The sequence below is a fragment of the Variovorax sp. PBS-H4 genome (genome assembly GCF_901827205.1).
GTDB lineage: Bacteria > Pseudomonadota > Gammaproteobacteria > Burkholderiales > Burkholderiaceae_C > Variovorax.
In genome coordinates this window covers 5,759,821-5,772,421 of sequence record NZ_LR594675.1, presented here as the reverse complement: position 1 = coordinate 5,772,421, position 12,601 = coordinate 5,759,821, and the positions used below count along the sequence as shown (strand labels likewise).

The following is a 12,601-nucleotide window of genomic DNA, read 5'->3' as shown; positions in this document are numbered from 1 at the left end:
TGGTTAGCATCGCCGGCATGACCGGTCTCCCACGCCCCCCTTCCGCCCGCGGATCGGGGGCTTTTTTCTGGCGGAGGATGGCGTGAGCGGTATGCCCGAGTCGCTCCCGTGGTGGATCCTCGCTGCGGTGGCGCTGTTCTGGTTCATCGGCGCCTACAACCGCATCGTGCGACTCCGTTCCGGAGCGTTGCAGGCGTATGCGACGCTCGACGTGACGCTGGTGCGCCAGCTCGAATTCGTTCAGAGGCGCCTGGCCGAGGAGCTCGCGCCGCCGCAGGCCTCTTCCGGCACTCAGCGGGAGGACGTCGGTCTCAAGGCGGCAGCCGCCCAATTGGTGACGCTGCTGGCTGCCACGCGCTTGAAACCGCTGGATCCTGCGCGTATCGCGGCGCTGGCAACCGCGTTGCATACGATGCTGAGCGCCTGGCAGCGCTTGTATCCCGATGCGGTGGTCAGCTTCGAGGCCGACGGGACTCTGTCGCGGCCCGCGCCGCTCAATGGCCGCGACGAGAGCGCCCCCGCACCAATGGCCTGGCCCGAGCCCTCTGCAGCCGCCGAGATCGCGCGCAGCCAGTTCAACCAGGCGGTCGAACAATACAACGCGGCCATCGTCCAGTTTCCGGCGCTGCTGGTGGCGTGGATCATGCAACTGCGACCAGCGGCGCCCTTGCGCTGACATCGCCTTTGTCCTAAACCGATTTCAAGTTGGCAGACTCTTCAGATCCCCTTCACACCGCGCAGACCTTCGGGCCTCCGCTCTGGCGCCAGCTGCAGCTCACTGCCGCCGCGCTCGTCGCGATACGGGGCGGCGTTTCCGGCACCGTGGCCTTCGAAGCCGTAGCGCCGGCCCTTCGGCCCGGAGTGCAGGCGCTGGGATTCCAGGTGCTGCGCTGGCTCGGGCGGGCCGAAGCCCTGCGCCGGCAACTGGCCAAGCGCACGCCTCCGCCGGCCGCCGACGCACTGCTCTGCACAGCTCTTGCACTGGCCTGGGATGCCACGCAGTCGCCCTACGAGCCGTTCACCCTGGTCGACCAGGCGGTTGAAGCCGCCAAGCGCAATCCCGAGACCCGCGCACAGGCCAGTTTCGTCAACGCCTGCCTGCGCCGCTTCCTGCGGGAACGACAAGAGCTGGTGGCCGCCACCGACCGCGAACCCGTCGCCCAGTGGAACCACCCGCGTTGGTGGATCGAGCGCCTTCGACGCGACTACCCGCGCGAATGGCAGCGTATCCTGGCCGCAGACAACACGCAGGCGCCGTTGACACTGCGGGTCAACACGCGACGGGGAGACCGGCTGTCCTACCAGGCGGCGCTGGCTCTCGCGGACCTGCAGGCGGTTCCAGTGGCCAGCGCCGGGTTGCAACTGCTGCGCGCCCGCCCCGTGCAGGAACTGCCGGGCTTCGCTGAGGGGCATTGCTCGGTACAGGACGCCGCAGCCCAGCTCGCTGCGCCCCTGCTGCTCGACGGCCTGCTTGCCGCTGCGCCGGGCGGCAGACCGCTGCGAGTGCTCGATGCTTGCGCTGCGCCCGGCGGCAAGACCGCCCACCTGCTCGAACTGGCCGGGCCCGACGCCATCGAGCTGACCGCGCTCGAGATCGACGCCGCGCGCAGCCGGCGCATCGACGAGACCCTTGCCCGGCTGGGCCTGAGCGCCAACATCGTCGTGGCCGACGCAGGCCGGCCGAAGGACTGGTGGAACGGCCAGGCCTTCGATGCCATCCTGCTCGACGCACCCTGCACCGCCTCGGGCATCGTGCGCCGGCATCCCGACGTGCGTTGGCTCCGCCGTGAGAGCGACACAGAACGATTAGCGCTGCTGCAAGCCATGCTGCTGGCGGCCCTCTGGCCCCTGGTGCGCGAGGGCGGCCGCCTGCTTTACTGCACCTGCTCGGTCTTCAAAGAGGAGGGCGCGCACCAGATCGATGCGTTCCTTGCGCACAACACCGACGCCCGTTTGCTGCCCTCCCCGGGCCATTTGCTGCCGCAAAGCCGGGAGATTGCCGGTGGTGTCCCGGACAATGCCTTGGGTGATCACGACGGTTTTTTCTACGCATTGCTTGCCAAACAGGCGTCCCGCTGAAGGTCGGGGCTGGGGATGGCTGGCCCTGCTGGCACTGGCCTGCTTTCTCGCCTGCTGGTCAGTCTCCGCGCCAGCCCAGTCCGGTAAGACTGCCACGGTAAATCAGCTCAAGCTCGAAGAGGCAGACGATGGCATCTACCTCAACGCTCAGGTCCAGTTCGAACTGCCCAGCCTGGTCGAGGAAGTGCTCGAAAAGGGTATCGCCATCTACTTCGTCGCCGAAGCCGAGCTCTATCGCGAGCGCTGGTACTGGACCGATCAGAAGGTCGCTCAGGCGGTGCGTCACATGCGGCTTGCCTACCAGCCGCTCACCCGGCGTTGGCGGCTCAATGTCTCGCCGGTGCCGATCACCAATTCGGGCTTCGGCGTGTCGCTGAACCAAAATTTCGATACGCTGTCGGAAGCGCTCGACGGCGTCCGGCGCGTTGCCCGGCTGCGGCTCGGCGATGTTTCCGAGATCGGCGACGAGGGCATCCACCCCGTGACTTTCCGCTTCCGCCTCGACACTTCGCAACTGCCTCGACCGTTCCAGATCGGCGTGGTCGGTCAAGCCGACTGGAACATCTCCGTCGAGCGCAGCGCGCGTTTGTCGCTGGAGAAGGCAAAGTGAGCAAGGACTCTCGGGCTGGCGTAGGCAGGTCGTCGGCAGCAAGCCGCGCCCGCGCCACCCGCTGGGCCATCGGCGTCAGCGCCTTCCTGGTCACGGCGGTCGGGTTGGTGCTGATGTTCCTGCTGGCGCAATCCACCAACAACCGGCAACTCTACGAGCGCAACTACGCGCGCCTGTTCGGCATCAACGTGGTGGTGGCGACGGTGCTGGTGCTTGTCATTGGCTGGGTGGCCTTCCGCTTGCTGCGGCGGCTGCGCCAGGGCAAATTCGGCAGCCGCCTGCTGATCAAGCTGGCCGCCATCTTCGCGCTGGTGGGCGTGGTGCCTGGCGTGTTGGTCTATGTGGTCTCCTACCAGTTCGTCGCCCGCTCCATCGAGAGCTGGTTCGACGTCAAGGTCGAGGGCGCGCTCGACGCCGGCCTCAATCTGGGGCGCGCAACCCTCGACTCGCTGTCCGATGACCTCGTGAGCAAGGTGCGCGGCGCCAGCGCGCAACTCGCCGACGTGCCGGACGCCAGTGCCGGGCTGGTGCTCGAGCGCATCCGCGACCAGCTGGGTGCTACCGATGTGGTGCTCTGGACCGCCTCCGGACAGTTGATTGCCGGCGCGGGCACCTCGCGCTTCCAGCTCAATCCCGAGCGGCCTTCGTCGCAGCAGTTGCGCCAGGTGCGTGCCGATCGCGCGATCGCCCACATCGAAGGGCTGGATGAGAGCCCCGGGCCCGGGTTGACGCAGCCCCCGCCAGCCAGCGTGCGGGTTCTCGCGCTGGTGCAGCGACCCGGCTTCGACTTCAGTACCGAGCCGCGCTTCCTGCAGGTCGTCCAGCCGCTGCCGGCCGCGGTGGTGGCCAACGCGCTTGCAGTGCAGGAGGCAAATCGCGAGTACCAGGAGCGAGCGCTGGCGCGCGAGGGCTTGCGTCGCATGTACATCGGGACGCTCACCCTGACGCTGTTCCTCGCCGTTTTCGGAGCGGTGCTGCTCGCGGTGCTCTTCGGTACCCAGCTCGCGCGCCCGCTGCTCGTGCTGGCCGACGGCGTCCGGCAGGTGGCCGGCGGCGACTTGCGGCCCACCGCCGTGGTCCAGGGCCGCGACGAGCTCGGTGGACTCACCCGCTCCTTTGCAGTCATGACCCAGCAGTTGGCCGACGCGCGCGGGGCAGTCGAGAAGACCCTGGGCGAGCTCGATGCGGCGCGGGCCAACCTGCAGACCATCCTCGACAACCTCACCTCGGGCGTGATGGTGCTGGACAGGAACGGCGTCGTGCTGTCCACCAATCCGGGCGCTACGCGCGTGCTGCGGGCGCCGCTCGCTGCCTTCGAGGGTCAGCGGCTCGTCGATGTGCCTGGCTTGGCCGAGTTCGGGGAGGCGGTGCAACAGCAGTTCGACGATTTCGAAGTCGAGCGCCTGCAGCACGGACTCGACCACTGGCAGCATGCCTTCGAGCTGCACGCCAGTGGAGAGGGCGTGTCGCAGGACGCGGTCAACATCGTGGCGCGCGGTGCGCAGCTCCCGGGTGAGGCTCGGCTGCTGGTGTTCGACGACATCTCCGAGATCGTGTCGGCCCAGCGGGCCCAGGCGTGGGGCGAGGTGGCGCGCCGCCTGGCGCACGAGATCAAGAACCCGCTCACGCCGATCCAGCTGTCGGCCGAGCGCCTCGAAATGAAGCTCAGCGGCAAGGTCACGCCGTCCGAGGAAGCGATTCTGGTCAAGTCGGTCCGGACCATCGTCGACCAGGTCGACGCGATGAAGCGCCTGGTCAACGAATTCCGCGACTACGCGCGGCTGCCGGCGGCGGACTTGAAGGCGGTCGACCTCAACGCGCTGGTCACCGACGTGCTCCAGCTTTATGCGGCCGAGAACACGCTGATCGCATTGCGCTGCGAGCTCGACGACCGCTGCCCGCCGATCCGCGCCGACGCCCAGCAGATCCGCCAGATCATTCACAACTTGTTGCAAAACGCGCAGGATGCCGCCGAAGCTGCGGCCCATGGCAGCGGGCGTCCCGGCGAAGTGGTCATCCGTACGCGGCTGGCCGACTCGGGCCAGCGCGTGCGGCTCACGGTGCAAGACAGCGGCCCGGGCTTTGCCGAGAACATCCTCAAGCGCGCCTTCGAGCCCTACGTCACGACCAAGACCAAGGGCACCGGGCTCGGCCTCGCCGTCGTCAAGAAGATTGCCGACGAGCACGGTGCCCGAATCGAACTTTCCAATCGCGTCGTCGACGGGGCTGTAGCTGGTGCGCAAGTCTCGTTATCATTCGTTTTGGCTGGTGAAGCGCAGGGAGCGCTCGCTCACGCCAAGGATTCGACGTCCCCCGTCGCCTGAGCGCTTGCTATTGCGCGGCGGCGCGGGCCAGCAAGAAAACCCAAACCGGCGCACACACAAGCATTCATGGCAAACATCCTCGTGGTCGACGACGAGCTGGGCATTCGGGACCTGCTCTTCGAAATTTTGAACGACGAAGGCCACAACGTCGAGCTTGCGGAGAACGCGGCTGAAGCCCGTGCTGCCCGGCAGCGCGCGCGGCCCGATCTCGTTCTGCTCGACATCTGGATGCCCGACACCGACGGCGTGACGCTCCTGAAGGAGTGGTCGACCGCGGGGCTCTTGAGCATGCCCGTGATCATGATGAGTGGCCACGCCACCATCGACACCGCCGTAGACGCCACACGCATCGGCGCGTTTGCTTTTCTCGAGAAACCGATCACTCTGCAGAAACTGCTGAAGGCGGTCGAGCAGGGATTGGCACGCGAGAACGCACGTCGCGCGGCGGCCAACGTGGTGCCGACCACGGCGAATAATCTTCCGACCGTGGTGACCACGATGGGCGAGAACTCACTGGTACCGGCAGCGCCCCAGATTTCTGCGGTCGACACCGGCCCACAGGCCATGCAGAGCTTTGATCTCGACCGGCCGCTGCGCGATGCGCGAGACGGTTTCGAGAAGGCGTACTTCGAATTCCATCTCGCGATGGAGAACGGATCGATGACCCGCGTGGCCGAGAAGACGGGCCTCGAACGCACCCATCTTTACCGCAAGTTGAAGCAGCTTGGCGTGGATCTCTCGAGAGGCCGCCGAGGCACTGTATAATCGCCGGCTGCACACAGGCCCGGTAGCTCAGTTGGTAGAGCAGCGGATTGAAAATCCGCGTGTCGGTGGTTCGATTCCGCCCCAGGCCACCAGTCACCCTACGCCTAGTCCTTCCCGACTAGGCGTTTTCATTTGTGCGCCAAAGGACTTGGCTCCGGAAGGTCGCTCAGAACGTTTCTGGCCGCTTTCCCGCATCTGCCCGTACTCCCGGCCCGAGCCCCGTACTCCCGACGCGAAGCAGACCGCAAGCGGTCCGAATCGCTGCCCCGGGACCGTGATCACGCAAGCGCGACCTGCGGTACGCCTCACGTCTGCAGTTCAATCTCCCATTTCACCCAGTCGCCGCGGTAGACCACTTCGGCGTAGTACAGGATCTGCTCGTTTCGGTCGAGGAACACGCGAGTGACTTTCGCCACCGGTGCTCCGACCCTGACCTCAAGAAGCCTGGCCGAGTCGGGGTCGGCAGCGCCGATGGCCATCGTTTGGTGCGCCCGCTCGATGCGAACGGAGCGCTTCATCCGCAGCAGTTGCGGGATCACAGCTCTTGAGCGGAACTCATCAGGCGCGCGCCTAAAAACGTCGTGGAGCAGGTACAGGGAAATCACCGCATACGGCTTCCCTTCGGTGAAGTGAAGCCGCCGCATATAGACGTAGTTGCTGCCGAGCTTGCCGGTTCCCGGCTCCACCTTTGGCATTGAGTGCGACTCGTCGAAGGTGAGCATCTTGGCGCTCGTCGATTCGTACATCGAGGCCAATGAGTCCAGCGTCGTCTTCATCACGACGGTGTTCGGCACATCACCCGCCTTGGTGACAACGGTTCCGTAGCCGCGACGAGGCGTCAAAAGGCCTTCTCGGGTGAGCAACTGAACTGCCTGGCGCGCGGTCAAGCGTGCCACCTTGAACTCTTCGGCAAGGGCTTCCAGGGTGGGAATGAGCGTGCCCGCAGGCCACTCGCGCCGATTGATGCGGGCGCGAATGATGTCGGCCACCTGCAAGTAGAGGGGGATGGGATTGTTGTCCGCCAGCGGGCTTGACGCCGTTGACGCGGGTAAAGTATATTGATCCATTCTTTTAGACTTTTGGAACTTTAGTCATTATGCGGCAGTTCACAGGCCGAAGGCCCGGGCTAACTGGCTACGACTTCATCATCGTCGGTGCGGGCTCCGCAGGCTGCGTGCTGGCGAACCGGTTGTCCGCGGACCCGAGTGCGCGCGTCCTTTTAATAGAAGCGGGCGGGGCCGATCGCAACTTCTGGCTGCGCCTGCCCGTCGGGTACTTCAAGACGATCTACAACGAGAAGTTCTCGCGCGTGTTCGAAGCTGAAGGCGGTGATGCGCTCCAGGGCCGCACCATTGCCTGGCCGCGTGGTCGCGTCCTCGGGGGGTCGAGCTCGATCAACGGCCTGATCTACTTGCGTGGGCAACGCCAGGACTTCGACACCTGGGCTGCCGAGGGGGCGGCGGGCTGGGACTACGACTCCGTACTGCCGTACTTCAGGAAGTCCGAGGCGTTCAACGGGCCCGGTTCGAAGTACCACAATACCTCGGGCGAGCTCGGAGTCTCGGAGCTGCGCAACGACCATCCTTATTGCGGCCATTGGCTTGACGCGGCGATGCAGTTCGGCCTCCCGCCCAGCGCCGATTTCAATGGCGAGACCGACTACGGCGTTGGCCGCTTTCACCTCACGCTTGCGGGCGGCTGGCGTTCCAGTGCGTCAGCGGCTTTTCTGCGGCCCGTGCTGCACCGCGCCAACCTCACGGTTGCAACGGGCGCGCACGTCACGCGAGTGCTGTTCGACGGCAGGCGTGCCGTCGGCGTCGAGTGGGTGCGCAATGGAAACGTCGAGTCCGCGGCCGCCGATGCGGAGGTCGTCCTTTCCGCGGGAGCGATCCAGTCGCCGCAATTGCTGCAGCTATCTGGCATCGGTCCTTCGCAAATACTGAAGCAGGCTGGAATCGAGGTCGTCGTCGACGCACCTGAAGTCGGCGCCAACCTCCAGGACCACTACCAGGCGCGCACGATCGTGAGGCTGCGCAAGCCACACTCGCTGAACAACGACGTCCGCAACCCGCTCAGGCTCGCATCGATGGGGCTCGAGTGGATGATGTTCAACAGGGGACCCCTCACGGTGGGTGCCGGGCAAGTGGGCGGCTTCGCACGCACACGTCACGCGCGTGACGCCCGCGCCGACATCCAGTTCTCGGTCATGCCGCTGTCGGTGGACAAGCCAGGCCAGCCGCTGCACCGCTTTGCCGGTTTTACGGCCACCGCCTGCCAGTGCCGGCCGGACTCGCGCGGTTCGGTGGCGATCTCATCGTCTGATCCGTTCAAGGCACCGCGCATCCAGGCCAACTACCTGGCCGAAGAGATCGATCGCAAGACCCTTGCCGACGGCATCCGAATGCTGCGCGACATTTACCAGCAACCGGCATTTCGCGACCTCATCGATTCGCACGTGTTGCCGGAAGCCAAGAACATGTCCGAGCAGGAGTTGCTGCAGTTTGCATGCAGTCACGGCAGCACGGTGTTCCATCCCAGCGGCACCTGCCGGATGGGCAGCGATGTCTCCTCCGTGGTGGACACCGAACTCAAGGTCAATGGCGTCTCGCGCCTGCGGGTGATCGACGCCTCGGTCATGCCGCGCATGACATCCGCCAACATCAACGCGCCGACCATCATGATCGGCGAGAAGGGAGCCGACTTGGTGCTGAAGACCACGCCGAACCCTGTGCAGGCATGCGACAAGGCATTTGCATGACCTATACCTACGGAAACCTCATCGGTGGCTCCTGGCGCGACACGCCGGCGATCTTCGATACTTTCAATCCCGCACGGCCCGCGCAGCAGGTGGGTCGGTATTCGCTCGCCGACTCCGCAATGGTCGTGGAAGCAGTGAGGGCGGCAACGGACGCGCAGCGGCTATGGGCTCGGTGGCCGGCCGCTCGACGTTGCGACGCGCTTGCGCTCTACATCGGCGCGCTCGAAGCACGCAAGGAGGACCTGGCACGTGCAATCACTGCGGAGCAGGGCAAGTCGCTTGCGGAAAGCTTCGGTGAGGTTGCCAAGGCTTGCGCCGAGGGACGCTTCATGCTTCAGCACGTGATGTCGGGGGAGGGCGCTCGCCATGTCACGTCCCTCCGCGCGGGCGTACGCAACATGGTCGTGCGCCGGCCGCGCGGCGTCATCGTCGCAATCACGCCCTGGAATTTTCCGGTGATGACCCCGATGCGCAAGATTGTGCCGGCGCTGGGCTTCGGCAATGCCGTCATCGTCAAGGCATCGGAATTCACGCCCGCGGCGGCATGCCTGCTGGGCGAGTTGGCCTGCGACCTATTGCCTGACGGATTGCTGCAGGTCATCCACGGTGGAGCGGATGTCGGCAATGCCTTGGTTTCGCACTCCGGCGTGCATGGCGTCACCTTTACCGGTTCCGTGGCGACCGGGAAGCGCATCGTTGCCGCAACGGCAGCGAACCTTGCAGAGATGTCCCTCGAGCTTGGCGGAAAAAACGCCGCCGTGATCCATGACGCGAGCGATCTCGACGCCTGCCTGGACCAGGTGGCCAACGCCGCGCTCATGTGCTCCGGGCAGCGCTGCACCGCAGTGAGCCGTGTGCTCGTCCAACGTGATCTGCACGACGTCGTCGCCGCAGGGCTCGCCAAGCGTGCCTCCGCAATGCGTTTGGGTGACGGCGCCGACCCTGCGACGCAGCTAGGTCCGATGACGCACCGCGGCCAGCTCGAACACGTGAAGGCGGCGGTGCGTCGCGCACGCGAGGACGGTGCCGAGGTCCTGGCCGGCGGCCACGAAGCCCATGTCGAGGGTTGCGACGGCGGGTACTTCTTCGCGCCGACGGTGCTCGACGGCGTGCGCGCGGAAAGCGCCGCCGCGCGAGAAGAGATCTTCGGTCCGGTGATCAGCATCGTCGAATACGACACGCTGGATGACGCGATCACCATCCTCAACGATGTCGAGTTCGGCCTGACCGCGGCATTCTTCTCCAACGATGCGAAAGCGATCTCGCGCTTCGTCGACGAGTGCCAGACAGGCATGCTGCACGTGAACCACGGCACAGTGCCCGACAGCCACATGCCATTCGGCGGCATCAAGGCGTCCGGCGTCGGAGCGTATTCGGTGGGGCCGAGCTCGGCAGCCTTCTATACGACGGAACACTCCGTCTACCTGGGCGCGTGATGGAGCCGATCCGGCTTTGGTCCATCGGTGTCTCGGTCTACCGGGTGCCCATCGAAACGCCCGTGCAGACGTCCTTCGGTGTGCTGCGGGACCGGGCCGCTGTGGTCGTGCACATGATCGACGAGGACGGCTGTGAGGGCTGGGGCGAGATATGGTGCAACTTTCCAACCGTCGGTGCGGAACACCGCGCGGGGCTGCTCGCCGAGACCGTGGCGCCACTCGCGCTCTCGCGTGCGTGGGCTTGTCCTGCGGATTGTTACGAGGCGCTCACCGCAGCCGTGCGCATCCTGGCTATCCAGTCCGGAGAGCCCGGTCCACTCGCTCAAGTCGTTGCGGGTGTCGACATTGCGATGTGGGACCTCGCGGCGCGACGTGCGCAAGTGCCGCTTTGGCGCTTGCTCGGTGGACGCTCTGGCGCGGTCAAGGTCTACGCTTCCGGTTTGAACCCGACGCAGCCCGAGCGCCTCGCTGCTGCAAAGGCTGCCGAAGGCCACACGACCTTCAAGCTGAAGGTCGGGTTCGGGGCCGAGCGCGATGTCGCGAACCTCTCGAGTCTGCGATCCACCTTGGGCGATTCGGTCGGCCTGATGGTAGACGCAAACCAGGCCTGGGATGTCGAAGAAGCTTCGATGATGGCCGAGCGTCTTGCCGCATTCAAGCCTTTGTGGCTGGAGGAGCCGATTGCAGCGGATGCTCCAATCGATGACTGGCGACGCCTCGCACATCGTGCGCCTGTTCCCCTCGCGGCGGGCGAGAACTTGCGTGCGGGCGACTTCGCTCGATTCCTCGACGCTCGCTGCCTGAAGGTGCTGCAGCCGGACGTGGCCAAGTGGGGCGGATTCACAGGTTGCCTGCCGCTCGCGCAAGCCGCAGCCACGGCTTCGGCGTGGCTATGTCCGCATTGGCTGGGTGGCGGGATCGGACTGCTCGCGACCCTCCACCTGAAAGCTGCCATCGGCGGCGAAGGATTCGCCGAAGTCGATGCAAACCGCAATCCCCTGCGCGAGTTGCTGGCCGGGGAGGCGCTGCAGGTGCGCGACGGCGCTGTAACGCTCCCTGAACTTGCAGGGTGCGGCGCGCGGCCGGAGCTGTCCGCACTCGCGCCATACCTCATCCTGGAACACACGATCAAGAGCAGGCAGTTTTCGAAAGGCGACAAAAATGAGTGATAGGCCCAACATCATCCTCATCATCACCGACCAGCAGCGCTTCGACACGATCAACGCGTTGGGTGCCCCGTGGATGAAGACTCCGGTGCTCGACCGGCTGGCGCGAGAAGGCGCAGCGTTCACCAATTGCTACGTGACTTCGCCTGTGTGCGTGGGCTCGCGGGCGAGCCTGTTCACAGGCATGTATCCGCACGCCACCGGCGTGTTCACGAACTTCCACCCGTGGGAGCCGACCTGGGTGAAGTGGCTGGCCGACACCGGCTACCACTGCGTGAACATCGGCAAGATGCACATCAATCCCTACGACGCAAAAGGCGGCTTCCACCAGCGCTTCTTCATGGAAAACAAGGACCGGCCACTCTTTCTGGACGAGCACCCGCGGGCGCTCTATGACGAATGGGACAAGGCGCTGCACGCGCGCAAGCTGGAAAAGCCCAGCCGCTACACGCGGTACACGGCGGACCCTGAAGGCTATCGCAACGCGCACGGCGCTTTCCCCTGGCACCTCGACGAGGACATGCACTCCGACATGTTCATCGGGGACCACGCTGTCTGGTGGCTGAAGGAGCGAAAGTCCGAAGCTCCCTTGTTCCTGCAGATCGGCTTCCCGGGCCCGCACCCTCCATACGATCCGTTGCCGCGCTACCTGGACATGTACAAGGACGTCGACATTCCGATCCCGGAGACGACCGCCGAGGAACTTGCAGCGCAGCCGCCAGCGCACCGAACGCTGCGGAACAACATGATTCGCAACAACTACGACTCGGTGTCGTGGAAGGACAAGCCCACGCCCGAGGAGCTGCTGCGCATCCGCCGCCACTACGCGGCCAATGTGACGATGATCGACGACAAGGTCGGCGAGATACTGAAGACGCTGGACCAGCGCGGCTACCTGGACAACGCGATCGTCATCTTTACCTCGGACCATGGGGATGCGCTCGGCGACCACGGCCACATCCAGAAATGGACGATGTACGAGGGTTCGGTGAAGGTGCCGCTCATTCTCTGGTCCAAGAACCACATCGCGCCGCGCCGCAACGACTCGCTGGTTCAATGGATGGATATCGCGCCAACGGTCCTGGAGGCCGCGGGCGTCGAACCGCCAAAGTCGTTCGAGGCAAAGTCGCTGTGGCCGATCCTCAAGGGCGAGGCGAACGCGATCCGCAAGGAAGTGTGGTCCGAACTCGCTCGCGACCACATCCAGACCGGCGCCGAATACATCGTGATGCGGCGCGATGAGCGCTGGAAATTCGTGTACTACCTCGGCGAAGAGCACGGGGAACTGTATGACCTGGAAGTGGACCCGGGCGAGTTGCGCAACCTCTGGACCTCCAGCGAACACGCCCATCTGAAGAACATGCTCGTGCATGAAGTTCTGGTGTGGCAACTTCGCGCTGCGATCGCGAGCCGTCAGCAGCCCACACCGAAGCCCCAGCAAGCGATGTTGATCTGAAGGAGCG

General features: G+C 65.3%; 10 protein-coding genes and 1 tRNA gene. 10 read left to right on the top strand and 1 reads right to left on the bottom strand.

Annotated elements, in window-relative coordinates:
- The first annotated feature begins 91 nt into the window (after positions 1 to 91).
- The 6 genes from E5CHR_RS27545 to E5CHR_RS27520 all read left to right on the top strand — a co-directional run bounded on the left by E5CHR_RS27545 (position 92) and on the right by E5CHR_RS27520 (position 5,870).
- Positions 92 to 676, top strand: coding sequence for a LemA family protein (locus tag E5CHR_RS27545; protein ID WP_232062211.1), 585 nt, complete (start codon positions 92 to 94; stop codon positions 674 to 676).
- A gap of 29 nt (positions 677 to 705) precedes the next feature.
- A complete protein-coding gene (rsmB, locus tag E5CHR_RS27540) occupies positions 706 to 2,079 on the top strand; it encodes a 16S rRNA (cytosine(967)-C(5))-methyltransferase RsmB (RefSeq protein ID WP_162582970.1) in 1,374 nt (457 codons plus the stop codon).
- 19 nt (positions 2,080 to 2,098) lie between these two features.
- Complete coding sequence (locus E5CHR_RS27535) at positions 2,099 to 2,689, top strand: DUF4390 domain-containing protein (RefSeq protein WP_443083127.1); 591 nt, start codon at positions 2,099 to 2,101, stop codon at positions 2,687 to 2,689.
- Positions 2,686 to 5,013 carry a sensor histidine kinase gene (locus E5CHR_RS27530; protein WP_162582968.1) on the top strand — a complete coding sequence of 776 codons (2,328 nt, stop codon included), beginning with the start codon at positions 2,686 to 2,688 and terminating at the stop codon, positions 5,011 to 5,013. The genes E5CHR_RS27535 and E5CHR_RS27530 overlap by 4 nt, the downstream gene beginning before the upstream one ends.
- 66 nt (positions 5,014 to 5,079) lie before the next feature.
- Positions 5,080 to 5,778 (top strand): response regulator, encoded by a 699-nt coding sequence (locus tag E5CHR_RS27525; RefSeq protein ID WP_162582967.1) that lies wholly within the window; start codon positions 5,080 to 5,082, stop codon positions 5,776 to 5,778.
- A gap of 16 nt (positions 5,779 to 5,794) precedes the next feature.
- Positions 5,795 to 5,870 (top strand) — tRNA-Phe (locus tag E5CHR_RS27520).
- 213 nt (positions 5,871 to 6,083) lie between these two features.
- Here the strand turns inward: E5CHR_RS27520 and E5CHR_RS27515 are convergent.
- Complete coding sequence (locus E5CHR_RS27515) at positions 6,084 to 6,845, bottom strand: GntR family transcriptional regulator (protein ID WP_162582966.1); 762 nt, start codon at positions 6,843 to 6,845, stop codon at positions 6,084 to 6,086.
- 29 nt (positions 6,846 to 6,874) lie between these two features.
- On the opposite strand from E5CHR_RS27515, the gene E5CHR_RS27510 reads away from it, so the two are divergent.
- Genes E5CHR_RS27510 through E5CHR_RS27495 form a run of 4 tightly spaced genes read left to right on the top strand, consistent with a single transcriptional unit; the run spans position 6,875 to position 12,594 of the window.
- Positions 6,875 to 8,536: a GMC family oxidoreductase gene (locus E5CHR_RS27510; protein WP_162582965.1), complete on the top strand. Its 1,662-nt coding sequence runs from the start codon at positions 6,875 to 6,877 to the stop codon at positions 8,534 to 8,536.
- Positions 8,533 to 9,972: an aldehyde dehydrogenase family protein gene (locus E5CHR_RS27505; protein WP_162582964.1), complete on the top strand. Its 1,440-nt coding sequence runs from the start codon at positions 8,533 to 8,535 to the stop codon at positions 9,970 to 9,972. Before E5CHR_RS27510 ends, E5CHR_RS27505 begins: the two co-directional genes overlap by 4 nt.
- A complete protein-coding gene (locus tag E5CHR_RS27500) occupies positions 9,972 to 11,141 on the top strand; it encodes a mandelate racemase/muconate lactonizing enzyme family protein (RefSeq protein ID WP_162582963.1) in 1,170 nt (389 codons plus the stop codon). Before E5CHR_RS27505 ends, E5CHR_RS27500 begins: the two co-directional genes overlap by 1 nt.
- Positions 11,134 to 12,594 (top strand): sulfatase family protein, encoded by a 1,461-nt coding sequence (locus tag E5CHR_RS27495; protein ID WP_162582962.1) that lies wholly within the window; start codon positions 11,134 to 11,136, stop codon positions 12,592 to 12,594. Before E5CHR_RS27500 ends, E5CHR_RS27495 begins: the two co-directional genes overlap by 8 nt.
- Positions 12,595 to 12,601 lie beyond the last annotated feature (7 nt).

Bases quoted from the DNA above. Each gene is read 5' to 3' on its own strand.
- E5CHR_RS27510 (WP_162582965.1), top strand. From the start codon at position 6,875: ATGCGGCAGTTCACAGGCCGAAGGCCCGGGCTAACTGGCTACGACTTC.
- E5CHR_RS27495 (WP_162582962.1), top strand. From the start codon at position 11,134: ATGAGTGATAGGCCCAACATCATCCTCATCATCACCGACCAGCAGCGC.
- E5CHR_RS27525 (WP_162582967.1), top strand. From the start codon at position 5,080: ATGGCAAACATCCTCGTGGTCGACGACGAGCTGGGCATTCGGGACCTG.
- E5CHR_RS27505 (WP_162582964.1), top strand. From the start codon at position 8,533: ATGACCTATACCTACGGAAACCTCATCGGTGGCTCCTGGCGCGACACG.
- E5CHR_RS27545 (WP_232062211.1), top strand. From the start codon at position 92: ATGCCCGAGTCGCTCCCGTGGTGGATCCTCGCTGCGGTGGCGCTGTTC.
- E5CHR_RS27515 (WP_162582966.1), bottom strand. From the start codon at position 6,845: ATGGATCAATATACTTTACCCGCGTCAACGGCGTCAAGCCCGCTGGCG.
- E5CHR_RS27500 (WP_162582963.1), top strand. From the start codon at position 9,972: ATGGAGCCGATCCGGCTTTGGTCCATCGGTGTCTCGGTCTACCGGGTG.